The sequence below is a fragment of the Micromonospora sp. NPDC047187 genome (assembly GCF_040643355.1).
GTDB classification, from domain to species: domain Bacteria; phylum Actinomycetota; class Actinomycetes; order Mycobacteriales; family Micromonosporaceae; genus Micromonospora; species Micromonospora salmantinae.
In genome coordinates this window covers 25,133-49,671 of the sequence record NZ_JBEYUF010000022.1, presented here as the reverse complement: position 1 = coordinate 49,671, position 24,539 = coordinate 25,133, and the positions used below count along the sequence as shown (strand labels likewise).

20 protein-coding genes and 2 pseudogenes are annotated in these 24,539 nt (G+C 71.0%); 2 read left to right on the top strand and 20 right to left on the bottom strand.

The window, feature by feature from the left end; translation table 11 throughout:
• Positions 1-30: 30 nt before the first annotated feature.
• The 6 genes from ABZ794_RS26750 to ABZ794_RS26725 form a co-directional block, all read right to left on the bottom strand.
• Complete coding sequence (locus ABZ794_RS26750) at positions 31-2,886, bottom strand: PQQ-dependent sugar dehydrogenase (protein ID WP_210783905.1); 2,856 nt, start codon at positions 2,884-2,886, stop codon at positions 31-33.
• 219 nt (positions 2,887-3,105) lie between these two features.
• Positions 3,106-4,173, bottom strand: a complete 1,068-nt coding sequence (locus ABZ794_RS26745) for a polyprenyl synthetase family protein (RefSeq protein ID WP_210783904.1) — start codon at positions 4,171-4,173, stop codon at positions 3,106-3,108.
• Positions 4,170-5,585, bottom strand: a complete 1,416-nt coding sequence (locus tag ABZ794_RS26740; RefSeq protein ID WP_357518111.1) for a nucleotide pyrophosphatase/phosphodiesterase family protein — start codon at positions 5,583-5,585, stop codon at positions 4,170-4,172. Before ABZ794_RS26740 ends, ABZ794_RS26745 begins: the two co-directional genes overlap by 4 nt.
• Positions 5,582-6,781, bottom strand: coding sequence for a metabolite traffic protein EboE (gene eboE, locus ABZ794_RS26735; protein ID WP_357518109.1), 1,200 nt, complete (start codon positions 6,779-6,781; stop codon positions 5,582-5,584). The genes ABZ794_RS26740 and eboE overlap by 4 nt, the downstream gene beginning before the upstream one ends.
• Positions 6,781-7,638 (bottom strand): TatD family hydrolase, encoded by an 858-nt coding sequence (locus tag ABZ794_RS26730; protein WP_210783901.1) that lies wholly within the window; start codon positions 7,636-7,638, stop codon positions 6,781-6,783. Before ABZ794_RS26730 ends, eboE begins: the two co-directional genes overlap by 1 nt.
• The gene (locus tag ABZ794_RS26725) at positions 7,639-8,247 is read right to left on the bottom strand and encodes an EboA domain-containing protein (RefSeq protein WP_357518107.1); all 609 of its coding nucleotides are present in this window, start codon (positions 8,245-8,247) and stop codon (positions 7,639-7,641) included.
• A 63-nt stretch (positions 8,248-8,310) separates the two neighbouring features.
• On the opposite strand from ABZ794_RS26725, the pseudogene ABZ794_RS26720 reads away from it, so the two are divergent.
• Positions 8,311-8,421: pseudogene (locus ABZ794_RS26720) on the top strand (hypothetical protein); the annotation flags it as partial.
• A 105-nt stretch (positions 8,422-8,526) separates the two neighbouring features.
• Here the strand turns inward: ABZ794_RS26720 and ABZ794_RS26715 are convergent.
• From ABZ794_RS26715 to ABZ794_RS26655, 13 genes and pseudogenes are all read right to left on the bottom strand, one after another.
• Positions 8,527-9,378: pseudogene (locus ABZ794_RS26715) on the bottom strand (sugar phosphate isomerase/epimerase family protein); the annotation flags it as partial.
• Positions 9,375-10,334 carry an SCO3242 family prenyltransferase gene (locus ABZ794_RS26710; protein WP_210783899.1) on the bottom strand — a complete coding sequence of 320 codons (960 nt, stop codon included), beginning with the start codon at positions 10,332-10,334 and terminating at the stop codon, positions 9,375-9,377. The gene ABZ794_RS26710 and the pseudogene ABZ794_RS26715, both read right to left, overlap by 4 nt.
• Positions 10,318-11,484, bottom strand: a complete 1,167-nt coding sequence (locus ABZ794_RS26705; protein ID WP_210783898.1) for an inositol-3-phosphate synthase — start codon at positions 11,482-11,484, stop codon at positions 10,318-10,320. Before ABZ794_RS26705 ends, ABZ794_RS26710 begins: the two co-directional genes overlap by 17 nt.
• 644 nt (positions 11,485-12,128) lie before the next feature.
• Positions 12,129-13,337 carry a Gfo/Idh/MocA family oxidoreductase gene (locus tag ABZ794_RS26700; RefSeq protein WP_210783897.1) on the bottom strand — a complete coding sequence of 403 codons (1,209 nt, stop codon included), beginning with the start codon at positions 13,335-13,337 and terminating at the stop codon, positions 12,129-12,131.
• Positions 13,338-13,358: 21 nt separating this feature from the next.
• A complete protein-coding gene (locus tag ABZ794_RS26695) occupies positions 13,359-14,411 on the bottom strand; it encodes a substrate-binding domain-containing protein (protein WP_357518104.1) in 1,053 nt (350 codons plus the stop codon).
• A gap of 98 nt (positions 14,412-14,509) precedes the next feature.
• Positions 14,510-15,637 carry an ABC transporter permease gene (locus tag ABZ794_RS26690; protein WP_210783895.1) on the bottom strand — a complete coding sequence of 376 codons (1,128 nt, stop codon included), beginning with the start codon at positions 15,635-15,637 and terminating at the stop codon, positions 14,510-14,512.
• Positions 15,634-17,142: a sugar ABC transporter ATP-binding protein gene (locus tag ABZ794_RS26685; RefSeq protein WP_238690682.1), complete on the bottom strand. Its 1,509-nt coding sequence runs from the start codon at positions 17,140-17,142 to the stop codon at positions 15,634-15,636. The genes ABZ794_RS26690 and ABZ794_RS26685 overlap by 4 nt, the downstream gene beginning before the upstream one ends.
• 133 nt (positions 17,143-17,275) lie before the next feature.
• The gene (locus tag ABZ794_RS26680) at positions 17,276-18,454 is read right to left on the bottom strand and encodes an ROK family protein (RefSeq protein WP_210783894.1); all 1,179 of its coding nucleotides are present in this window, start codon (positions 18,452-18,454) and stop codon (positions 17,276-17,278) included.
• 289 nt (positions 18,455-18,743) lie between these two features.
• Positions 18,744-19,769, bottom strand: coding sequence for a YihY/virulence factor BrkB family protein (locus tag ABZ794_RS26675; RefSeq protein ID WP_238690483.1), 1,026 nt, complete (start codon positions 19,767-19,769; stop codon positions 18,744-18,746).
• Positions 19,770-19,833: 64 nt separating this feature from the next.
• Positions 19,834-20,643, bottom strand: a complete 810-nt coding sequence (locus ABZ794_RS26670; protein WP_238690482.1) for an ABC transporter permease — start codon at positions 20,641-20,643, stop codon at positions 19,834-19,836.
• 33 nt (positions 20,644-20,676) lie between these two features.
• The gene (locus ABZ794_RS26665; protein WP_238690481.1) at positions 20,677-21,465 is read right to left on the bottom strand and encodes an ABC transporter permease; all 789 of its coding nucleotides are present in this window, start codon (positions 21,463-21,465) and stop codon (positions 20,677-20,679) included.
• A gap of 429 nt (positions 21,466-21,894) precedes the next feature.
• Positions 21,895-22,086: a DUF397 domain-containing protein gene (locus ABZ794_RS26660; RefSeq protein WP_357518100.1), complete on the bottom strand. Its 192-nt coding sequence runs from the start codon at positions 22,084-22,086 to the stop codon at positions 21,895-21,897.
• Positions 22,077-22,880: a helix-turn-helix transcriptional regulator gene (locus ABZ794_RS26655; RefSeq protein WP_357518098.1), complete on the bottom strand. Its 804-nt coding sequence runs from the start codon at positions 22,878-22,880 to the stop codon at positions 22,077-22,079. Before ABZ794_RS26655 ends, ABZ794_RS26660 begins: the two co-directional genes overlap by 10 nt.
• A 252-nt stretch (positions 22,881-23,132) precedes the next feature.
• Here ABZ794_RS26655 and ABZ794_RS26650 point away from each other — a divergent pair, with 252 nt between their 5' ends.
• Positions 23,133-23,369: a flavin reductase gene (locus ABZ794_RS26650; protein WP_357518096.1), complete on the top strand. Its 237-nt coding sequence runs from the start codon at positions 23,133-23,135 to the stop codon at positions 23,367-23,369.
• 173 nt (positions 23,370-23,542) lie between these two features.
• Here ABZ794_RS26650 and ABZ794_RS26645 read toward each other — a convergent pair whose 3' ends face one another.
• The gene (locus ABZ794_RS26645; RefSeq protein ID WP_238690478.1) at positions 23,543-24,475 is read right to left on the bottom strand and encodes an ABC transporter ATP-binding protein; all 933 of its coding nucleotides are present in this window, start codon (positions 24,473-24,475) and stop codon (positions 23,543-23,545) included.
• Positions 24,476-24,539 lie beyond the last annotated feature (64 nt).

Here is a 24,539-nt window from a genome sequence, read left to right as displayed (position 1 = left end):
AGGCGTTGTCGAAGGGCCCCTCCCGCCAGCTCAGGGCAGGGTCCACTTTTGGTTGGCGGCGGCGGTGCAGGTCCAGAGGTGGACCACCGTGCTGTCAGCGGAGCTGTTGGCGGAGACGTCGAGGCACTTGCCCGACGACGTGTTGCGGAGCGTGCCGTCGGCCTGGGCGGCCCAGTTCTGCGCGGCCGTCCCGTTGCAGGTCCAGAGCTGGATCTTGGTGCCGTCGGCGGTGGCGCCGCCCGACACGTCCAGGCACTTGCCCAACGACTTGATCGTGGAGTTGGGGGTGACCGCCCAGGTCTGCGCGGCACTGCCGTTGCAGGTGTAGATCTGGATCTGCGTGCCGTCGGCGGTGGCGGCGTTGCGCACGTCCAGGCACTTGCCACCGAGGCCCTTGATCGCCCCGGGCCCACCGGCCGGGGGCGTCCCGGTGACGAAGGTGAAGGCGTCCAGGTCGTAGAGCGCCCCGGTGCCCGACCCGGCGAAGGTCAGGTAGAGCGTGGTCGTGCCGGTCGGCGGGTTGCTGATCGTCCCGGTGACGGTGGTGAAGGTTTCCCAGCCGCCGGTCACCGGGACCGTGGCCGAGCCGAGCACGGTGCCGGTGGCCGAGCCGGCTCGGACCTGGAGGGTGCCGCCGGCGCCCGCCGAGGAGACCCGGGCGTTGAACGAGGTGACGTTGCCCAGCCGGTACGGCTGGAACGCGATCCAGTCGCCGTTGTTGATGTCGCCGACGGTCTTGCCACCCTCGGCCGGGGTCTTGCTGAACACGTTGATCCCCGACGAGGTGCCGTAGAACTCGGCCTGGCGGTGCCGCGGCGGCAGCGTGTGCTGGGTGTGCGTGGTCAGCCCACCGGCGTCGGTGTACTCGGCGTCGAAGATCGCGAAGATGTTGGCCGCGTCGTCGTGCTCACCGTCGACCGGGATGGTGATCGAGCCCGAGCAGCCGGTCTTCGAGGTGATCTGGTGCCCGTGCTGGTCGTGCCCGAGCACGTAGGTCATCTTGACCTTCGTGCAGTCGATGGTGCCGTCCTCCGGGTCGGTCACGGTGATGCTGTAGGGCACCGTGTCCCCGAAGCCGAACAGCTGACCGTTGCCCGGGTTGTTGATCGTGACGGTGGGCGCGGTGTTGCCGACGCTGATCTGCACGCTGCTGCTGCCGGTGGCGCCCTGCGGGTCGCGCACCGTCAGCGTGGCGGTGTAGGTGCCGTTGGCGCTGTAGGTCTTCGTCGGGTTGGCGGCGGTCGAGGTGGTCCCGTCACCGAACGCCCACGAGTAGGTCAACGCGCCGCCCTCAGGGTCGGCCGAGCCGGCCGAGGAGAACGTCACAGCGAGCGGGGCCGCGCCGGAGGTGCGGTTGGCGCTGGCCTTCGCGGTGGGCGCCCGGTTGCCGCCGCCGACGTAGTCGAAGCGGTAGAGCGCCGAGTTGGCGTCACCGTTGAAGTAGCCGGTGCCGTAGTCGAGCACGTAGTACGCGCCGTCCGGGCCGAACGCCGAGTCCATCACCTGCTTGCCGACCCAGGGGAAGGTGTCGATGGTGCCCCGGGAGCCATCGGAGTTGACGTGGATCGGCTTGATCCAGCCCCGGCCGAACTCGGTGGCGAAGAACTGCCCGTCGAACGACTGCGGGAACTTGGTGGTGGAGGTCGACGAGGCGTTGTACCGGTAGACCGGGCCGCCCATCGGCGACTCGGAGCCGCCGCCGAACTCGGTCGGGGTGCCGGCGTCACCGGCGTACCGGATCCAGGCCGGCTGGGCCGGCGGCAGAGTGGTCAGGCCGGTGTTGCGGAACGAGTTGTTCGTCGGCCCGCCGGTGCAGTTGTACTTCGCGCCGCTGGCGCTGGTCGCGAAGTCGAACTCGTTGTACGTCTCGGTGCTGGTGTTGGTGCCGGTGCAGTACGGCCAGCCGTAGTTGCCCGGTGCCGCGACCCGGTTGAACTCCACCTGGCCGGACGGCCCGCGGGTGGAGCTGGTGGAGCCGGCGTCCGGCCCGTAGTCACCGACGTAGACCACGCCGGTGGCCTTGTCCACGCTGATCCGGAACGGGTTGCGGAACCCCATCGCGTAGATCTCCGGCCGGGTCCTGGCCGTGCCGGGGGCGAACATGTTGCCCGACGGGATGGAGTACGTGCCGTTGGCGTTCACCTTGATCCGCAGGATCTTGCCGCGCAGGTCGTTGGTGTTGCCGGCGCTGCGCTGCGCGTCGTACGCGGGGTTGCGGTTGGTCCGCTCGTCCAGTGGTGAGTAGCCGGACGACTCGAACGGGTTGGTGTCGTCGCCGGTGGACAGGTAGAGGTTGCCGGCGGCGTCGAAGTCGATGTCCCCACCGACGTGGCAGCACACGCCCCGGCTGGCCGGGACGTCGAGCACGTCGACCTTGCTGGACTGGTTGAGCGTGAAGTCCGAGTTGAGGGTGAACCGGGAGAGCCGGTTGACGCCGTTCCAGGCCGAGAAGTCGGTGCCGGTGGCCGGCGCGTCCCCGCCGGGGGTGGAGAGCGGCGGGGCGTAGTAGAGGTAGATGTAGCGGTTGCTGGCGAAGCCCGGGTCGATCCCGACGCCCTGCAACCCCTCCTCGTCGTGACTGTAGACCGACAGGGTGCCGATCACGGAGGTGGTGCCGTTGGCGTCGGTGCGGCGCAGGGTGCCGTTGCGGGCGGTGTGCAGGACCGAGCGGTCCGGCAGCACCGCCAGCGACATCGGCTCACCCATGTCGGTCACGCCGCGAGCCAGCTCGACCTGCTGGAAGTCGCTGGCGACGATCGTGTGTGCCTGGGCGGGGGCCGAGCCGGCGGCGAAGGTGACAGTGCCGGCGGCGACCGCCAGGAGCAGCGCGGATCCGGCGGAGAACCATCGTCGGGACCGTTGTCTGGGAGCGTCCTTCATGGACATCTGTGCTGTCCCTTCCTGACGTGTGACTGCCAGGCCGGGCGCGCGCCGTCGCGCCGGATGCCGTAGCGGTGGTGGGGGGGTCGATGGGTTACCGCGCCGCCGGTTCACCTCGACGAAACATTGTCGTGTTGGTCACGACACTAAGTCGCACGTGTCGATGTGTCCATACCTTCCGGCGGTTCAGCATCAACTTTCGTCGATTTGATCGAAAGTCGCCGGTCAGGCGCGTCGGTCGATCGCCTGCCCGGCCAGCGCAACCAGGGCCGCGCGGGCGTCATCGGCCACCACGGCGTTCTGCAGGGCGGAGAGCGCGGCCTCGGTCCGGACCCGGATCATCTGCTCGATCCGCTCCCGCGCGCCGGTCGCCTCGATGATGTCGCGCAGCTCCGCCGCGCCCTCGGCGTCCAACGCCGGGTTGCCGAACAGCTCCCGCAACCGGATGGTCTGCGGCCGGTCGGCGGCGCTGCGGGCCAGCGCCATCATGACTGTGGGCTTGCCCTCACGCAGGTCGTCCAGGACCGACTTCCCGGTGACCGCCGGGTCACCGAACACGCCCAGGACGTCGTCGCGGAGCTGGAACGCGTCACCCAGCGGGTCACCGAACTCGCCCAGCGCGGCGATCAGCTCCGGCTCCGCGCCGGCCAGGGCAGCACCGATCTGCAACGGCCTGGTGACCGTGTACCGGGCGGCCTTCATCCGGATCACTGTGAGCGCGCTGGCCACCGAGCCGTCACCCACGCCCGAGACCAGGTCCAGGTACTCCCCCGCGATCACCTCGGTACGCATCAGCGCGAACACGCCGTACCCCCGGTGCACCTGCTCGGTGCTCAGCCCGCACTCGTGGAACATCTGATCCGACCAGGCCGCGCAGAGGTCCCCGCAGAGCAGCGCGGTGTTGCGGCCGTACGCCTCGGGGTCACCGCGCCACGACGAGCGGGCGTGCAGGTCGGCGAAGAGCCGGTGCACCGACGGCTCACCCCGGCGGCGGTCGCTGCCGTCCAGGATGTCGTCGTGGATCAGCGCGAACGCGTGGAACAGCTCCAGGGCCGCCGCGGCCACCACGATCGGGGTGCCGTCGGCCGCCCCCGCGCCGCGCCAACCCCAGTAGCAGAAGAGCGGTCGTAACCGCTTGCCACCGGCCAGCACGAACCGCTGCAGCGCGGTGAACACGCCCCGCGGCGCCCCGTCCGGCCAGTCCGGGCCCTGCCGGCTGAGAAACCCGGCCAGCTCCGCGTCGAAGCGCGCCCGCAGCTCGCTGGCGTCGGTGGGCGCGACGGTGACCGTCATGAGCCCTCCCCCGACCCGCCCGCACCGCCGGGGCTCAGCCCGGCCAGCTCCAGCAGCAGCGCCTTGACCTCGGTCGCCGCGATCTTGTCCCGGGCCGCCGTCGGGTCGGAGCAGAGCAGCACCGGGCCGTCCGCCGGGTCGTCCGGCAGCCGCCCGTGCGAGCCGCGCACCGCCCGCGCGCCGGCATCGAGGCCGACGGCGCTCATCAGGTACCGCATGCCGAGCTTCTTGCGGGCCAGGGCGACCCCGGCCCGGGCCTTCGCGGCACCGGGGTTGGCCGGGTCGAAGAACAGCTCCGCCGGGTCGTAGCCCGGCTTCCGGTGAATTTCCACGAGCCGGGCGAAGTCGGGTGCCTGGGCGTCGTCCAGCCAGTAGTAGTAGGTGAACCAGGCGTCCGGCTCGGCCACCAGCACCAGCTCACCGGCGCGCGGATGGTCCAGCCCGTGTGCGGCCTTGCCCTCGGCGTCGAGCACCTCGGCCACCCCGGGCAGGCCGGCGCAGAGCTTCGCCACCGCCGGCACGTCGGCCGGATCCTTGACGTAGACGTGCGCGATCTGGTGGTCGGCGACCGCGAACGCCTTCGACGTCCACGGGTCGAGGTACTCCATGCCCGCCTGGGTGTGCACCCGCAACAGGCCCTCGGCGCGCAGCAACCGGTTGACGTCCACCGGGCGGGACACGTCGGTGATGCCGTACTCCGACAGCACCACCACAGTGACGTCCCGGGCCCGGGCGGCGTCAAGGAGCGGGCCGAGCACCGCGTCCAGCTCGGCTGCCGCCGCGGCGGCCTGGGCCGACGAGGGACCGAAGCGTTGCAGGTCGTAGTCCAGGTGCGGAACGTAGACCAGGGTCAGGTCGGGTGACACGTCGGCGAGGATCTGCTCGGCCGCCTGGCAGATCCACCGCGACGACGGCAACCCGGCCGTCGGCCCCCAGTAGGTGAAGAGCGGGAAGGTGCCCAACCGCCCGGTGAGCGCGTCGTGCAGCTCCGGCGGGTCGGTGTAGCAGTCCGGTTCCTTGCGCCCGTCGGCGTAGTAGACCGGGCGGGGCGTCACCGTCCAGTTGACGTCGGCGCCCATGGCGTACCACCAGCAGACGTTGGCCACCGTGTAGCCGGGTTCGGCCCGACGGGCGGCCTGCCAGAGCTTGTCCCCGCCGACCAGCGCGTTGTGCTGCCGCCACAGCAGCACCTCGCCCAGCTCCCGGAAATACCACCCGTTCCCGACGATCCCGTGCCCGCTGGGCTGCTCGCCGGTGAGGAAGGTGGACTGCACCGAGCAGGTCACGGCGGGCAGCACGGTGCCCAGCTCGGCCCGGAAGCCGCCGTCGGCCACCCCCCGCAGTCGAGGCATGTGCGCCAGTAGTCGGGGCGTCAACCCCACCACGTCGAGGACCACCAGTCGTCGGCTCATCGCGTCACCCCCATGCTCACGGTTCGTTCTGCGGTCAGGCCGAGGCCGACCAGTTCGTCCCGGGCGAAGGCCAGCTCCGCGGCGATGCCGGCGGCCAGCTCCGCGTCGGTGCCGGGCCGTCGGGCGGCCGGCAGCACCCCCCAGGTGTACGTCTCGACGTCGAGGTGGTCGCAGCCGGCGGTCGGGCCGTCGAAGAGCGCTCTCAGGGCCGCGCGGAGCACCGGCAGGGTCGAGCCGAGCGGCTCCTCGGGTGGGGCGTGCAGCGGCACGTGGTAGTGCACCCGCCACGGGCCGGGCAGCGCCCGGTCCAGCGCCTCGTCCAGGTCGTCGGCCGCGTACGTCGGGTCGGCCGGGTCGGCCAGACCGGCGCAACCGGCGCCCCGGGTCTGGTGCAGGAAGCGCGGCTCCACCCAGCGGCGCAACGCCTCGGCCCCGCCCTCCGGGTCGGCGGCCTCGACAGCGGCCGAGACCTGCACCTTCACCACCGGCAGTCCGGCCGCCCGCAGTCGTTGCAGTGCTTCGGCCGGCTCCTCCCAGGCACAGGCCAGGTGGGCCAGGTCGAGGCAGACACCCAACCGGTCGGTGTCCATTCCGGACAGCAGCTCGGCCGCCTGACCGGTGCTCTCCACCACACAGCCGGGCTCCGGCTCGAAGGCGACGCGCACCTCACGGCCGGTGTCCCGCTGCACGTCGGCCAGGCCGGCGGCCAGTTGGTCCAGGCGGCGTCGGGCCGCGTCGGCCCGGTCGGTGTCCCACGGTCGACGCCAGGCCAGCGGCAGCGTGGAGATCGAGCCCCGGGCGGCGTCGTCGGGCAGCAGGTCGGCGAGCACCCTGGCCAAATTCAGTGTGTACGTCAGGCGCTGCTCGGTGGTCCAGTCCGGGTGGTACACGTCCTGCTTGACCACCGGGGCCTGGAAGGCCGCGTACGGGAAGCCGTTGAGGGTGACCACCTCCAGGCCGCGCGCGTCCAGCTCGGTGCGCAACCGGCGGCGGAGCGTCGGGTCGGCGGCCAGCTCGGCGGCGACCGGGGCGGCCAGCCACAGTCCGAGCCCGAGCAGGTCGCTGCCGAGCGTCTCGCGGACCGGCACCGCGTAGGTGTCCAGTTGACCGAGGATTCCGGCGAGGTCCTCGGCCGGGTGCACGTTGGTGCAGTAGCCCAGGTGGACGGTCTCGCCGCCGGCATGTCGCAGCCGCATCAGCTGCCGCCGCGCAGGATCGAGTTGCCGGTCTGCGGGTCCACCGCGGCGGCGGTGTCCAGGTCGCTGAGGTCGAGCCGCCCCGACTGACCGTAGAACTCCACCGGGTTTCGCCACAGCACCTTGTCGACGTCGTCGTCGCTGAAGCCGGCCGCGAGCATCGCCTCGCCGGTGGCCCTGGTCAGCAGCGGGTCGGAGCGCCCCCAGTCGGCTGCCGAGTTGACCAGCATCCGTTCCGTGCCGTACTCCCGCAGCAACTCCACCATCCGCTGCGGGGTCATCTTGGTGTCCGGGTAGATGGAGAAACCCAGCCAGCAGCCGCTGTCGCGGACCAGCTTCACCGTCACCTCGTTGAGGTGGTCGACGACCACCCGACCCGCGTCGATGCCGGACTCGGCGACCACGGCGAGGGTCCGCTCGCAGCCGCGCGCCTTGTCCCGGTGCGGGGTGTGCACCAGCGCCGGCAGGTCGTACGCCACCGCGAGGGCGAGCTGCGCCGCGAACGCCTCGTCCTCCTCGGGCGTCATCGAGTCGTACCCGATCTCGCCGACCGCCACCACCGCGTCCTTGTCCAGGTAGCGGGGCAGCAGGTCGAGGACCGGCCGGCAGCGCGGGTCGTTGGCCTCCTTGGGGTTCAGCGCGATGGTGGCGAAGTGGCGCACCCCGAACTGCCCGGCCCGGAACGGCTCCCAGCCGATCAACGAGTCGAAGTAGTCGGTGAACGAGGCGGCGCTGGTGCGCGGCTGACCCAGCCAGAACGCCGGCTCCACCACCGCGCGCACTCCGGCGGCGGCCATCCGTTCGTAGTCGTCGGTGGTGCGCGAGGTCATGTGGATGTGGGGGTCGAAGATGCGCATTCACGCCTCCCGGGGCAGTGCGGCGGTGAGCCGGTGGAGCAGGTCGTTGGCGTCGGCGGGCAACTCCCGGCCGGCGGCGTGCCGTTCGGCGGCCAGCGCGGCCAGCATCGCGGTCAGCTCGCCGTCGGCCCGGGTGTCCAGGTCCGCCACGTTGGCCAGGGGAACGCCGCTGAACACGCACTTGAGCACCGCCTGCCGCCAGGCGGCCTGGTCGAGGTGCCGGGCGTACGGGCCGAGCGCGGCGGCGACCAGCCGGGTGTCGTTGGTCCGGATCGCGTCGTGCAGCAACGGAACCGCGTCGGCGCCGATCGGCAGCAGCGGCAGGGCGCGCAGCACGGCTCGTCGTTCGGCCGCGTCACCGTGTTGGTAGAGGCGCTCGGCGTACGTCGCGTGCTCGCCTTGCAGGCTGGTGAGCAGCAGCACCCGGGCCGCGTCGTCGGCGGTCCAGCCGGGTGCGTCGGGCAGTGCGGCCCGCCCGCAGCGTCGGCCGACGGCGGGAAACAGCCGGGTGATCGCGGTGGGCTCGGTGCTGACCCGGCGCAGCGCCGTGTCCAGCCAATCGGGATCGGGTACGCCTCCCAGCGCGGCCCGCAGTGAATCCGGTGTCATCCCGTCTCCTCCCTTGTGCTGCTCCCCGGTGCCCCGCCACCACCCTTTGCTCTGCACCTATATATGCACCGGGGCCTCTTCGGCAGGTCGCGCCTCGGCAGGTGTCGCCCCGGCGGGTGTCGCCTCGGCGGGTGTCGCCTCGGCGGGTGTCGCTTCGGCGGGTGTCGCCTCGGCGGGTGTCGCCTCGGCGGGTGTCGCCTCGGCGGGTGTCGCTTCGGCGGGTGCAGAGCAAAGGGTGTGGGCAGGGTCGTATTCGGTAGCCGCGGCGGCCCGCAGGAACTCGATCGACCGGGCGGCCACGGCGGGCGCGGCGTGCGAGTCGCGGGGCAATTCGACGGCGACCAGGCCGCGGTAGCCGGCGTCGCGCAGCGCGGCCAGCACCGGCGGGAAGTCGATCTCGCCGACGCCGAACTCCAGGTGCTCGTGCACACCTCGGCGCATGTCGTCGATCTGCACGTTGACCAGGTGATCGGCCACCTCGGCGACGCACTGCGGCACCGGCCAGGGCTCCAGGCACCGGCAGTGGCCGATGTCGAGGGTGATGCCGAAACGAGCCGGGTTGTCGAGTGCCGCGTGCAGCCGACGCCAGTCGGCGATGTCCTGCACCAGCATGCCCGGCTCCGGTTCGAAGCCGAGTGTGACGCCAGCGGTGTCGGCCGCGTCGACCACTGTGGCGCAGCCGGACACCAGCCGGTCCCAGGCGCACTGCTGTGACACCGCCTCGGGTCGGACACCGGCCCAGAACGAGACCGCCTCCGCGCCCAGGTCGGCGCCGATCCGCACGGCCCGGCGCAGGAACTCGATCCGTCGGGTCGGGTCGTCGTGCAGCAACGTCGGGGCGTGCTTCTGCCACGGGTCGAGCAGGTAGCGGGCACCGGTCTCGATGACCACCGCCAGGCCCAGCGACTCCAACCGTCGACCGACAGCGGCGACCCGGCGGGTGAGCCCGGGCGCGAACGGGTCCAGGTGGTCGTGGTCCAGGGTGAGCGCCACCCCGTCGTAACCGAGGTCGGCGATGACGGCGAGCGCGTCGTCGAGGCGGTGGTTGGCGAAGCCGTTCGTGCCGTACCCGAGGCGCAGCGTGGTGGCGTCGGCGGCCGACGCACCGGGCCGGGGCTCGGGGACGCTCATGTCGGGGAGACCTTCCGGGCCAGCCGTCGACCCAGCGGCGCGGCCGCCGCGACGGCCACCCCGAGCAGACCCGCCCCACCCCGTGCGGTGAGGGCTCCCTGGAGGGCCGGCAACCCGGTGATCCCGGCGCCGACGGCCGCGCGGACCCGCCCGGCCGACGGGTCCCGGACCACCTCGGCCTGGGCCGCGCCGTACCGGGCGGCGTACCAGCCGGCCAGCACCGCGGGCAGCAGCGCCGCGATCGTGGCCGACCGGCTGCGACCCGCGCGCACGCCGGTCTCGTCGACGGTGTCGGCCCGGTCGGTGGCCCCGGGCTGGTTCGTCGATCGGTGGGCTGCGCGTCGGGCGCCCGGCACGGCGACGGCGGCACTGGCGGCGACCAACGCGGTGCCGGCGAGGGTGCGCATCGGCAGGGTGGCGTCGGCGCCGGTGACCTCCCGGCGGGACAGCGCGGTGACCGTCCAGGTGTGCGCGGCGACGGTGGCCGCCGCCGGCAACGCCCGGGTGATCCGGCCGCCGGACGCGCCGAGCAGCACGTCCAGCCCTCGGCAGGCGGCCATCACGGCCGGGCCGGCCGCGGTGTTCTTGGCCAGCAGGTCGTACCCCCAGATGGTGGCGGCCAGCGGCACGGCGAGCGCGGCGGCGCGGCGACCGCCCGCGGCGGCGGCCAGGCCCACGCCGGCGGCCGTGAGGCCCGCCGCGAGGCCGACAGCGGCGGCCGGGGTGATCCGCCCGCTCGGGATCGGCCGCTCGGGCCGTTCCTCGGCGTCCAGGCGTCGGTCGGCCCAGTCGTTGGCGGCCATGCCGGCCCAGTAGAGCAGCACCGATGCGCCGGCCAGGGCCGGGGTACGCGGGCTCAACGCGCCGGCCGCCGCGGCCCCGGCGATCACGTCGCCGGGCACCGAGAGCGCGGCCGGCGCCCGGACCAGCTCGGCGAGATCAGCCAACGTTGTCATGGTCACCGTCTCCGCCGTCGTGCAGTTGCCGGGTGAAGGCGGTCAGCCGGGCCCACTGCTCACCCAGCGAGTGGGTGGGCGCGCCCAGCGGGTCCTTGAAGAAGAAGCCCAGGTCGGCCAGCGGCCCCACCTGCCCGGCGGCGTGCGCGGCGGCGGTGAGCCGGGCCAGGTCGAGCACCAGCGGCGCGGCCAACGCGGAGTCGCAGCCGTGCCAGGTGAACTCCATCCGCATGCCGGTGCCGAGGAAGCCGCTGAAGGTGATCAGATCCCAGGCGGTCTTGAAGTCGCCCAGCTCCTCGACGTACTCGATGCGGGTGCCGCCCTGCGGGACGTAGCCCAGCGTCTCGCCGAGCACCCGCTGCTTGCTCTGCACCTTCGCCGCGTTCGCGGCCGGGTCGGCGAGGGTGGCGCCGTCGCCACCGCCGAGCAGGTTGACCCCGGACCAGGAGCCCACGGCCAGGTTGCGCATCGCGAACATCGGCGCGAGCACCGACTTGACAAGGGTTTCCCCGGTCTTGCCGTCGTGCCCGGCGTACGGCAGTCGGGCCTCCTCGGCCAGCGCGGCCAGCGCCGGCAACCGCAGCCCGGTGGACGGGGTGAAGTCGACGTACGGGCAGCCGGCGAGCACTGCGGCGTACGCGTAGAGGGAGCTGACCGGCAGCACCTCGTCCGGGCCGTCGAGGGCGGCGCGTAGCGCGGCCGGGTCGGCGTGCGCGGGGTGCGGTTCGGGGGCCGGCTCGGTGGCGGAGACGTTGACCACCACCACCCGGTCCAGTTCGTGCCGCTCGCGGAAGCTGGTCAGGTCGCGGACCACTGCCTCGGCCCGGTCGGCCTGGGTGTCGCCGACCGGTGCTGGGCGCAGTTCCTGCTCGACCACGCCCAGCTCGTCGCGGAGCGCGGCGACCAGTCGCCAGGGGATGACACCGGCGTCGGCGAGGGCCTCGGCGCGCTTGCACAGCGGAGTGGTGGCCAGATCGTGTCCGCCGAAGACCAGATCGGTGAAGGCCGGCAGGGCCGGGCCGCGCAGCTCGGGAAGCTCGGTGACGCAGCCGGTCGGCCCGGCCAGGCCGGCCCGCAGCGCGAGCCCCCCGACGATGCTGGTGGTCGCGACCGAACCGCGCGCTCCTACCAGCCAGACACCTGTTCGCATGGTGCTCCTTCCCCTTCACGAGGAACCGTCGGTACCGCTAAATATAGGAATATCAGAATATGTTTCGGAAAGATACGGGCCAGTTTCGGAAAGTTTCGGGCCGGGGTGGATGGGCCCCGTCCGCTCGCCCCGCACCGGAACAGCACCGGCTTCCGACGTCGGCGTCGGCGGCGACGACGCCGGACCGGATCCCGGCAGGTGCGAGCAGACGGGGCTGGTAGGCAGGGTCGGGTCGGCGTCTCGACCCTGCCTCCCCCGCATCCGGCCGGTCGAGGCATTGGCATGCCTCGGCCGGGCGTCTCAGGCCGCCGCGCCCACCGGAACACCGACCGAACCACTACCCGCCGGGAACCGGCGAGCGGATGCGGTACGGGTGGGGGCGGCGGCGGGCGGTGTCATCAGGTCCTCCGGAGGTCACCGGTGGTGGCGGTCCTCCGGTGCGACCGGGGAATCCCGGTCCGGTCGCACCGGACGACCGTCCTGCTCGTGCGCCACCGGGCCGTAAAAGCCCGGCCGCACGCTCTCCGAAGCCGACCTCTGTCCCGGCCACGGGGCGCAATCCGTGGCTGGTCCCTCGCCGGTCGGCTTCGGAAAGCCGGTCGGGCGATGGCGGTGCGAACACCGCCGTCGCGGATGGTCAATGGTCAGACGGTCGCCGCGGTCAGCGTCGGTTCCACCTCGGCCCAGGAGGAGCCGAGCTCCGCCGAGCGGGCCACCGCGTCCAGCACCAGCTGGACCTGCAACGCGTCGGCGAAGGAGGGAGTCGGGTCGACACCGGTGGCGACCGCCTCGATGAAATCGCGCATCTCGTGCGTGAACGAGTGCTCGTAGCCGATGATGTGGCCCGGCGGCCACCACGCCGACATGTACGGGTGCTCGCCCTCGGTCACCAGGATGCGGCTGAAGCCCTGCTCCACGGCCGGGCGGGTCGCGTCGTAGAACTCCAGCTCGTTGAGGCGCTCCAGGTCGAAGACCACACTGCCCAGCGAGCCGTTGATCTCGACGCGCAGCGCGTTCTTACGGCCGGTCGCGAACCGGCTCGCCTCGTACGTGGCCAGGGCGCCACCGTCGAGTCGCGCCACGAAGACCGCGGCGTCGTCGACGGTGACAGTCCCGGTGGGCGCCGTGTGGCCGTCCACCGAGGCCGCCAGACCGCTCGACTCGGCCGGCAACGGCCGCTCCTTGACGAAGGTCTCGGTGACCGCGCTGACGCCGCTGATCCGCTGACCCGTGACGAACTGGGTCAGGTCGATGATGTGCGCACCGATGTCACCGAGCGCGCCGGAGCCCGCCCTGTCCTTCTGCAACCGCCAGACCAGCGGGAACTGCGGGTCCACGATCCAGTCCTGCAGGTACGTCGCACGGACGTGTCGAATCACCCCGAGCCGTCCGTCGGCGACCAACTGGCGCATCATCGTGACCGCGGGGACCCGGCGGTAGTTGAACCCGCACATCGACCGCACTCCGGAGGCCCGGGCGACGTCCGCCGCAGCGGTCATCGCCCGTGCCTCCTCCACCGAGTTGGCCAACGGCTTCTCGCACAGAACGTGCTTGCCTGCGGCCAACGCGGCGAGAGCGATCTCGGCGTGACTGTCGCCCGGGGTGCAGATGTCGACGACGTCGATGTCGTCCCGGTTGATCAGGTCACGCCAGTCGGTGGTGTACGCGTCCCAGCCGAGTGTGTCGGCGGCGTCAGCCACCTTCGCTGTGTCTCGGCCGCAGATCAACGCCATCCGGGCCCGCGCCGGCAGGTCGAAGACGCGGTTCACGGTGCGCCACGCCTGTGAGTGCGCGGCGCCCATGAACGCGTAGCCGACCATGCCGACCCGCAGTTCTTTGTCTGTCGTGGACAAGGTGGGTCTCCCCCCGGTATGTCAGAACCCGAGCTTGTCGTAGCTGCTCGCGTTCTCCTTGGTGATCGTCTCCGAGGCCAGGGTCACTTCCTTGGGCACCTGCAGCTCCGTCAGGTCGCCCAGGCCCCGACCCTGCGCGATGAGCCGCGCGAGCGAGACCGCCGAGGAGGCCATCGACGGGTTGTAGGTGACAGTGGCCTTGAGCACGGTGTTGTCGGCCTTGATCGCGTCGATCGCGAGCTTGGAGCCCGCGCCGCCGACCATGAAGAACTCCGACCGGTTGGCCTGCTTGATGGCCGCGAGCACACCGATGCCCTGGTCGTCGTCGTGGTTCCAGATGGCGTCGATCTTCGGCAGCGCCTGGAGCAGCTGGGACGCCTCGCGCTGACCGCTGTCCGAGGTGAACTCGGCCGAACGACGGTTCCGTACCGTGAACCCGTAGGTCGCCAGGGCGGCCTTGAAGCCCTCGCTGCGCTCGACGGTCAGCGGGATCTCCAGACCGGCGATCTCACCGATGACCGGGTTGGCGACGCCCTTGTCCTTGAGCATCTTGCCGATGTAGTGCCCGGCCGAGACGCCCATGCCGTAGTTGTCGCCCTTGATGACCAGCCGCGAGGCCAGCGCGTCGGGGAACGCCCGGTCGAGGTTCACGATCGGGATGCCCGCCTGCATCGCCTGGAGGGCAACGGCGTTGACCTCCTTGCCGTCGTGCGGCAGCACGACGATGATGTCCGGCTTCTGGGCGATCAGCGTGCCGAGCGTGGAGCGCTGGGCCTCGGAGTTCGACCCACCGTCGACCTCCTTGAACTCCACGTCCGAGTAGGCGGCGGCCTGCGCCTTGGCGTTGGCGTGGATCGCGCCCATCCAGCCGTGGTCGGCGGCCGGGGCGGAGAAGCCGATGACGACCTTCTTGCCCGGGGCGTTGTTGCCTTCACTGTTTCCGGCGGCCTTGGTCTGGGTGCTGGCGGCCGGGGTCTCGTTGCTGGTGCAGGCGGTGAGGAGGGTGGCAGCGCCCACTGCGGCTCCACCGAAGAGCAACCGGCGGCGCGACAGGTCGCGACTGTGCTGGGTCATTAATGACCTCCTGGGAGCGGGATTTGACTTATTGAGGGTGTGCGGGGCCCGGCCACCGTCGAACTTTCTCGACGTCGCCAGGACAACGGTGCGGTGCGTCAGGTTGCGGTGGTGACCCTGTTCCGCGCGAGGAGCCGAGTGACTGACTTGAACTGGAACTGCTGGACCAGGACGGCGGCGACGATGATGCCGCCCTTGACCATGTTCTGCGCCTCGATGGAGAGGCCGTTGATGGCGAAGAGGTTCGTGATGGTGGCGAAGATGATGACGCCGAGCAGCGAGCCGACGATCGTGCCCCGGCCGCCGCTGAGCAGAGTCCCGCCGATGATCGCCGCGGCGATCGCGTCCAACTCGTACAGGTTGGCCATCGCCGCCTGCGCCGAGGTCGCCTGCGAGGTGAGCATGATGGCGGCGATACCGCAGCAGAGACCGGAGAGCGCGTAGAGCAGCATGGTGTGCCGCCGGACGTTGATGCCGGCCAGCCGCGCCGCCTCCGGGTTACCACCGACGGCGATGGTCCGCCGGCCGAAGGTCGTGCGGTTGAGCACCACCCAACCGGCCAGCACGACAGCGCCGAGGATGTAAACCAGGATCGGGATCCCGATCACCTTGCGCGCGGCGATGTCGTTGATGAAGGTGCTGCTCGACACCTGGGTCTGCTTGTTGGAGATCGACGCCGCGAGCCCTCGCGCGGCCACCAGCATCGCGAGCGTCGCGATGAAGGGGACCAGCCGCCCGTACGAGATGAGCACACCGTTGACGAGACCGACGCAGATGCCGACCGCGAGGGCGGTGAAGATCATGCCGCCGGCGCCGTAGCTCTGGGTGGCCACAGTGGTGCACCAGACCCCGGCCAGCGCGACGATCGCGCCGACCGACAGGTCGATGCCACCACCGATGATCACGAAGGTCATCCCGACAGTGACCACGCCGACGACCGAGGCCAACTGGAGAATGGCCAGGACGTTGTTCCAGACCCAGTTCGGGTCGCCGTACAGGTCGGGCTTGGTGACCGCGCCGACCACGATGAGCGCGGCCAGCACCCCGATCAGGCCGAGGTTGCGCTTGGCGCCGTCGCCACCGTCACCCCGCCACCAGGAGAGCTTGCCCCCGGATCCTGCCTTGTTATTTGCCACCGCCGTCTCCGCCGGGTCCACCGGCGGCGACTGCGCCGGAAGCTGCGGGCGCTCCGGTGTCGCGGTGGGAGTGGGAGTCGCGTCGCTCATGCCGGTGCGCCTTCCATCAAGGACCCCGCCATCACGAGGTCAAGCACAGTGTTCTCGTCGAGTTCGCCGGCCGCGGCTTCGCGGACGACCCGCCCTTCCCGCATCACCAGCACCCGGTCGGCCAGACCCAGCACTTCGGGCACCTCGCTGGAGACCAGCAGCACCCCAACGCCCTGTGCGGCCAATCCCCGGATGACCTGGTAGAGCTCGGCCCGGGCGCCCACGTCCACGCCCCGGGTCGGCTCGTCGAGAAGCAGCAACTTGGTGCCGCCGAGCAGCCAACGCCCGACCACCACCTTCTGCTGGTTGCCGCCGGACAGCGTGCGTACCGGCCGGTCGACGTCCCGGGGCCGCAGCTCCAGGGTCTCCGCGATCCGGTCCGCCTCGGCGCGTTCCTTGGCGGCGTTGGTGAAGCCGAGCCGCGCGTACCGGCCGAAGGTGGCCAGCGTGACGTTGCGGTAGATCGGCTCGCCGAGCAGCAGCGCCTGGCTCTTGCGTTCCTCCGGGGCCATTCCCATGCCGGCGCGAACCGCCGCGCCGACGCCGGGCCGCAGGACCTTGCCGTCCATCTGCACCGTGCCGGCCTCCGGGAGGCGGGCGCCGTAGATCGTCTCCAGCAGTTCGGAACGACCGGAGCCGACCAGCCCCGCGATGCCCACGATCTCCCCGGCACGCACGTTCAGCGACACGTCGGCGAACTCGCCGGTGCGGGTCAACCCCTGCACCTGGAGCAGGTCGGCGCCAGCGGGGTCGTCGGTCGGCCGGTCCGGGAAGACGTACTCGATGGTGCGGCCGGTCATCCGGCTCACCAGGTCGCGGGTCGGGGTGTCGCGCGCCGGCAGGTTCGCCGCCGTGGTCCGGCCGTCCTTGAGTACGGTGACCCGGTCGCCGATCTCGCGGATCTCCTCCAACCGGTGGGAGATGTAGATGACGGCGATGCCCTGCGCGGTCAGCTCTCGGATGATTCGGAACAGGTTGCCGACCTCGTCGTGGGCCAGCACCGCGCTCGGCTCGTCCATGATGATCAGTCGGGCCTCGTGCGACAGCGCCCGCGCCATGCTGACGATCTGTTTGCCGGCCGCCGGCAGTGACCGGACCATCCGCCCCGGCGGGATCTCACCGTGGCCGAGCCGGCTGAGGATCTGCCGGGTGTGCCGGGCCATCCGACCGCGCCGGACGAAACCGAAGTTGCGGTACTCGTGTCCGAGGAACGCGTTCTCCGCCACCGACAGATCCTCGACGAGGTCGAGCTCCTGGTAGATGGTGGCGATGCCCGCCTTCATGGCGGCCTGCGGGTTGGCGAACGTGGCCGGCTCACCGCGCCACTCCACCTGCCCGGAATCCGGTTGGTGCACCCCGGCGAGCACCTTGATGAGGGTGGACTTGCCGGCGCCGTTCTGCCCGAGCAGGCAGTGCACCTCGCCGGCACGCACCTCCAGCTGCACGCCGTCGAGCGCGCGTACGCCGGGGAAGGTCTTCACCAGATCGGTGAGGCGCAGGACCACCTCGCCCGCGACGGTGTCGGCGGGAGCCTCGACCAGCGGCGCCTCGGCGACGGCCTCGGCCGACGCGGTGGCGGGGTCATCCTCGGGCAGAGCCACAGTCTCCTCCTCGCTCACGACGGAATCTCGAACAGCTTCATGCGGCTTCCCCGAAGGCGACGTCGCTCGCGAGCACCGCCGCGCCGGTGACACCGGCACGGCCGCCCAGCTCGGACAGGACGACGGGAAGGTTGCCGGTGGCCAGTGGCAGTGACCGGCGGTAGACCACACTGCGGATCTCGGCGAGCAGGATGTGGCCCAGCTGGGCCAGCCCTCCACCGATCACGATCATGGACGGGTTGGTGAAGCTGACCAGACCGGCGAGCACTCCGCCGACCCGCCGTCCGCCGTCCCGGATCAACTGGATGCAGGTCACGTCGCCCTCGACGGCGCCCTCGGCGACGTCCAGCGCGGTGACGACACCCCGCAGCGCCAGTCGCTCGGCCAGCGCCGGCGACGTGCCACTGCGGGCGGCGGCTGCGGCGTCCTTGGCGAGCGCGGCGCCGCTGAACAGCGCCTCCAGGCAGCCGATGTTGCCGCAGGAGCACATCGGACCGTGCGAGTCGACCTGGATGTGGCCTATGTCGCCGGCACAGCCGTCGGTGCCCCGGTAGACCTCGCCGGTGAGGTAGATGCCGCACCCGATGCCGGTGCCGATCTTCACGAAGAGGAAGTCGTCCACCGAGTGGGCGACACCACCGTGCCGCTCGCCGATCGCCATGATGTTGACGTCGTTGTCGACCACCGCCGGGCAGCCGTGCTCCCGGCTGAGCAGCTCACGCACCGGGAACCGGTCCCAGCCCGGCATGATCGGTGGTGAGACCGGAACGCCGTCGCGGAAGCTGACCGGGCCGGGTACGCCGATGCCGACCGCGTCCAGTCGCTCGTACGCGCCGTCGACCCGGGCCTTGTGCAGCAGTTCGTTGACCCGTTGCAGGGTCACCTTCGGGCCGTTGCGGATGTCGGCCGCCTCGGCGTAGTGGGCCACCGGTTCGAGGCGGCCGTTGACCACCTCGACGTCCATCGAGCTGGCGCCGAGGTCGACGGCGGCGAAGCGCAGCTTCGGGTTCAGCTCGACGAGAGTCGAGCGACGCCCGCCTCGGGATGCGGCGAGCCCGGCCTCGGCCACATAGCCCAGCGTCACCAGGCGATCAAGCTCGGCCAGCATGCGCGGACGCGGCATCTGGAGCCGGTCGCCCAGCTCGGCCCGGGACACGGCACCCTCGTCGCGGAGCAGCCGCAACAGGCGCACGTGTAGGGGGTCGACGGTGCGCACCCGGGGCCCCCTCTTCTTTGGCAGCGTTCACATCGACGCAATGCCGATGTGTTGTGTCCGACACAGTAAGAGCGTTCCACGCCGCCTGTCCAGAGCTTCAACCGTTCCGAGACCAACTTTTGTCCGAAAGAACAAAAGCTACTAGTCGATCATGGAAAGGATCACGGACGGCCCGCGTCCCCTCGCCCGCAGTTCCATCGACGGACACGCAAACGCCCCGCCAGCCGATCCTCGGTGGCGGGGCAATTTGGCGCGGGGCGGTGGCCGCAGGGCGATCAGGGCTGAGCCGTCAGCGGCGGCCGGCAGAATTTCGCTTCTTGCGGAGCTTGCGGTCGTCGCGCAGCTCGACGTACGGCTCGTCGTCGACCGAGTGCCCGGCCGAGATGGCGCGACCCCGCTCCAACTCGGCGTCGAACTCCGCCCCCAGCAGGATCGCGATGTTGCTCAGCCAGAGCCACACCAGGAAGATGATGACCCCGGCCAGCGTCCCGTACGTCTTGTCGTACGAGCCGAAGTTGCTCACGTAGAAGGCGAACAGGCCGGAGATCACCAGCCAGATCACCACGGCCAGCACCCCGCCGGGGCTGATCCAGCGGAAGCCGCCGTGCCGCGCGTTCGGTGAGGCCCAGTAGAGGATCGCGAACATCAGGCTGACCAGGATCAGCAGCACCGGCCACTTCGCGACGTCCCACACCGCGACCGCCGTCGAACCGAGCCCGATCACGTCACCGACCGACTCGGCGAGGCGGCCGGTGAAGACCACGATCACCGCGCACACCAGCAGCAGCACGCCGATCACCGCTGTCACACCGGCCCGGATCGGCAGCGTCTTCCAGATCGGCCGACCCTCCGGCACGTCGTAGATCGTGTTCGACGCACGCATGAAAGCACCGATGTAGCCGGACGCGGACCAGAACGCGGCCACCAGACCGATGATCGCCGCGACGCTGGCCAGGCCGCCGTTCTGCTGGGCGGTGTTGATCGCGCCCTCGATGATCTCCTGCACGCTGTCGTTCGGCACCGCCTGGTTGACGGTGTCCTTGACGCCCTGGGTGGCACTCTCGCCGAGCAGCCCGAGTAGGGAGATCAGCACCAGCAGGCCGGGGAAGATTGACAGCACCCCGTAGTAGGTAAGCGCGGCGGCCCAGTCGGTGAGGCTGTCGTCCTGGAATTCGGTGATCGTCCGGCGCATCGCCGCCTTCCAGCCGCTGCCGGGCAGGTCGGTGGGGCTGTCCGGGCCCGCGTCGGGCCCGACCGGCGTGGTGGCCGGATCACCCTCGCGCTCACGCTGGGCGGAAGACTCGTCCGAGGTCATCGCCCCTCCTCCTGGTCGGCGGTGTCACCTCCGGACATGCCCCGTGGACGGGCGCGGATAACCCCTACTTGTAGAGCAACCTCGCCATTCGGCGGGAAGCCACCAGCAGACCGATCGCCATCATCGCCAGCAGGTAGAGCACGTCGAGCAGCCAGAGCCAACCACCACTGCCCAGCGCGACCCCGCGGAGCAGGTGCACCGACCGGTACAGCGGGGTGATCTCGACGAGCCAGTGCAGCACTGTCGGGTAGGCCTGCGCCGGCACGAAGGTGCCGGAGAAGAGGAAGAGGGTGAACTGCGCGGAGGCCATCAGGTCGAAATCCTGCCAGCTGCGCATGAAGGTGGAGATCGCCATGCCGAGCGCCCCGAACGCGAACCCGACAAGCACCGCGGCCGGGAGAGCGGTCAACGCGCGGGTGACGCTCGTCAACTCCAGCGCGACCATCACGCCGAGGAACGCCGCCGAGTAGGCGCTGCCCCGCAGCATCGCCCAACCCAACTCGCCCACGGCGATCTCGAACGGCCGTACCGGGGTGGCGATCATCCCGTCGTACAGCTTCATGTACTTCATCTTGCCGAAGAAGTTGAAGGTGGTCTCCGCGAGCGCACCGGTCATCGCCGAGGAGGCGAGCATCGCCGGGGCCACGAACTCGGCGTACGAGACCAGCCGCCCGTCGGGCAGCGGCAGGTCGCCGACCAGCGCGCCGACGCCCACCCCGATGGAGAGCAGGTAGAGCAGCGGCTCCACGAAGCCGGAGAGCAGCAGCAGCCAGTAGGCCGACTTCAGCGCCGCGACGTTGCGCCCGACCACCGACGCCGACCGCCGGGACGCGGCGGAGACGTCGACCAGCCGGGGCAGGATCAGCGTGACCACGGCATCCTCTCTGCTTGCTCTTCGGGTTGCTGTTCAGACGACGAGCTTGCGACGGAACGCGCGCACCGCCAGCAACCAGCCGGCGACCGCCCAGGCGGCCAGGTAGAGCAGGTGCCCGACGATCGACCACTGTGGGGCGACGCCGAGCGTGGCCGCGCGGCACAGGTCCACGGCGTGCCACAACGGTGTCGCGTACGCCAGCCAGCGCAGCGCCTCGGGCAACGACTCGACCGGAAAGAACACCCCGGCGAAGAGCGTCATCGGGATGACCGCGAACCGGAACAGCATCGCCAGCCAACTGTCGCTCGACACCGATGCGGCGTACGCGAAGGTCGGTGCGGCGACGGCCAGCCCGAGCAACGCCACCACCGGCAGGGTGGCCACCGCCCACGGCGACCGCAACGCCCCGAACAGCCCGGTGACCAGTAGGAACGCCACAATCGTGGTGAGCACGCGGAACAGCACGAAGGCCAGGTGCCCGGCCACGATGTCACCCACCCGCAGCGGCGACGCGCCCTGCGCGAAGTAGGTCTTGACCCATTGGAAGTTGCTGAACACCGGCCAGGTCGAGTCACCGACGGTCACCTGGAGCGCTGTCGAGGCGATCAGCCCGGGGACCAGCCAGTCGAGGTAACGCACCCCGCCGACGCCCTGGTCGATGTAGGCGCCGACGCCCACCCCGAACCCGAGGACCGTCAGCACCGGCAGCAGGAACGAGGAGAACACCCCGGCCCGCCAGGTGCGCCGAAGCCCCACCAGGTAGTGCTCGAACACCGCGTACGCCGGCACCCATGGGAACCGCGCCGATCCCGCCGCACTCACCCGACCACCCCGCCCACCGCGCCGACCACCACGACCTGTCTACCCCCGGGGTACGACAGACCGCGGTCACCCTACGACGACCCCGCCGACGTGTCGCCCGGATTTGTGCGCGTCAGGGTTGGCGACTCGCGGCAGGAGTCACCACGCTGTCCACCATGGGCCACCCTCATGACAGGAATTCTGAAGTCCAACGACTCCTCGAAGAGCTGTGCGTCAAGCTGGGCTTCTGCCTGCCCCCTGCAGAGAACCTTCGGCTCCGCGAGTCCTCTCCCAACGACGCGGACAGCTTTACCGATGCGGTCTTCGCGGCCGAGGGGATGGGCGATACGAGCGGCACGGGCCTCCGTCGCCAGGTACGGGAGGTCATCGATCAGCATATGAGCCGATGGGTAAGGGCGGCCGATCAAGCAGCCGGAGACTGAGCGCTAACTACCGGCGGAAGGAGTCGGCACCGACGAACGCCCGCCACGCGTCAGGCGGGAAGACCAGCACGGGACCGGTCGGGTCCTTGGAGTCGCGGACGGCCACCAGCCCGGGCAGGTTGCCGGCAACCTCCACGCACGCGCCGCCGCTGCCGTTGCTGCGGGTGCTCTTGCGCCACCGGGCGCCGGTCAGCTCCATGTCTCCGCCACTTCCGCGATCAGGTCGAGGGACTGCTGCTGCGATAGTGCCTCACCCCGGATCGACTCCCACACCTCGACCATCTGCCGGACGTACTCGGACCGGTCGATCACCTGCCCGTGGCGCTGCCCGTCCAGGTAGACGACATCCTCACCGGTGGCGGCGGTGGCGATCACGAAGGGACCATCGAGCCCAGCGTACGCACCGGCCGACAGCGGCACGACCTGGATTCGGACCCGGGGCAGGGCCGAGCCGAGCTTCACCAGGTGACGCAACTGCTCGCGCATCACCTCCGGCCCGCCGATGTGGCGGCGCAGCACGTACTCGTCGACGACCACGCTGAGCAGCGGCGGCCGGTTCCGGGTGAGCACGCCCTGCCGGTCGAGCCGGGCGGTCACCTGCTGCTCGACCTCGTCCGCCGCGAAAAGCCCTGCACCGGCCAGGATGGCGCGGGCGTAACCCTCGGTCTGCACCAGACCTGGCACGTAGAGCGGCTCGAACCAGCGCAGCGCTGTGGTTTCCTGCTCGACGCCGGCCCAATCGCGGAACCACGGCACCACTGCCTCCCGGCTGATCCGCCGCTGGATGCGTTCGAACCGACCGTCGGCTGAGAACACGGCGTCGCACCGGCGGGCGAAGTCCAGACTTGGCCGGCGCTCGGATGTCTCCACCTTGGCGACAAGCGCCCCGGAATAGCTCAACGCCTCGGCCAGCGCCGTCTGCGACATCCCGTTGGCGGCCCGGGCCAGTCGCAACTCCTCGGCGAAGTGCTCCAGCATGGACGAACTCTCCACGGACACCCTCCGTACATTCCCGTACCGTGCCGGGCCGATTGCCGTACGCGCTGGTCGTCGGCGTGCGGAACCTCCCACCGTAGTCGGGTCTTCACCAGACTGTCACGCAGCGGAACCGCTCACGGGATCCAGACGGCGGGCGGAACCAGGCCGGGAGCGCCCCGTGACCCCCGATCCGGGGCGCTCCCTCCCACCCGACGGAGGTTCCCTCGTGCGACTCACCTGGTCGGCTCATGACGGCGGCGGGCGCTGATGCCGCGGTACCGCCCACACGTAGCGGCACGCCCGTCCTGGCGCTGCCGGGTCTGCGGCGCGGCGTGGCCCTGCTCGCCGGCCCGCCTGGCGCTGCTCGGCGAGTACCGCGAGGACCGGATCGGCCTGCTCATCTACCTCGCCGCGTTGCTGTACGAGGCGGCCGGAGACCTCGCCGGCCAGGCCGGTCACGACCGACTGACCGACCGATTCATCACCTGGGCCAGAGCCCGTTGAGCGGCGACCGCCGGCAGGTCAGCGGTGCGACCGCGCCCAAAGTCGCCCAATTCCGGCGTCTTAGGGGTGCCGTGGCCGCATGGGCAGAATCGAGCGGTGGGCTCAGGCACGGGCACGTTGGGGCCGACCCGGAAAACCGCCTACGCCGCAGCCAAGGAACGGCCGGGCGCCGGTCAGTCGACCAGGGTGCGGCCGGTCAGGTGCAGGAAGACGTCCTCCAGGCCGCTGCGCCGGACCAGCACGTTCGCCGGCTGGAGCCCCAACGCGGTGACCTCGGCGACCGCCGCGTCGCCGTCGGGCACGTAGAGCAGGACCCGGTCGGGCAACACCTCGACCCGCTCCCCCAACCCGTCGAGCTTGCCGGCGAACGGTTCCTGCGACTCGGCGGCGAAGCGCAGCTCGACCACCTCACGGGTCGAGTGCTGCTCGATCAGCGCGCGGGGCGAGCCCTCCGCGACGATCCGGCCGCCGTCCATCACCACCAGGCGGTCACAGAGCTGCTCGGCCTCGTCCATGTAATGCGTGGTGAGCACCAACGTGACGCCCTGCTGCTTGAGCCGGAACAGCCGCTCCCACACCAGGTGCCGGGCCTGCGGGTCGAGCCCGGTGGTCGGCTCGTCGAGCAGCACGATCTCCGGATCGTTCACCAGCGCGCGGGCGATGGTCAGCCGACGCTTCATGCCACCGGAGAGCGGCTCGACCTTGCTGTCGGCCCGCTCGGTGAGCTGGACGAAGTCGAGCAGCTCGGCGGCGCGCTCCCGGGCCGCCCGGCGGGAGATGCCGAAGTAGCGGGCGTAGACGGTCAGGTTTTCCCGGACGGTCAACTCCGGATCGAGATTGTCCAGTTGGGGGCACACCCCGAGGCGCGCCCGGATCGCCGGCCCATCAGCCACCGGATCCATGTCGAGGATGCGCAGCTCACCCCCGCTGGGTGGGGAGATGCAGCCGATCATCCGCATGGTGGACGACTTGCCCGCGCCGTTGGGCCCGAGGAAGCCGAACGCCTCACCCGGGCGAACCTCGACGTCGATGCCGGCCACGGCGGTGAAATCGCCGAACCGCTTCACCAGCCCGCGAGCCTGAATCAGTGGTCGCCCCGAAGTCACCGCCCGACCCTAACCGCCGGGTCCGACAGCCCTCCACGCAAATATTCGCCGGCGACCAGTCGGC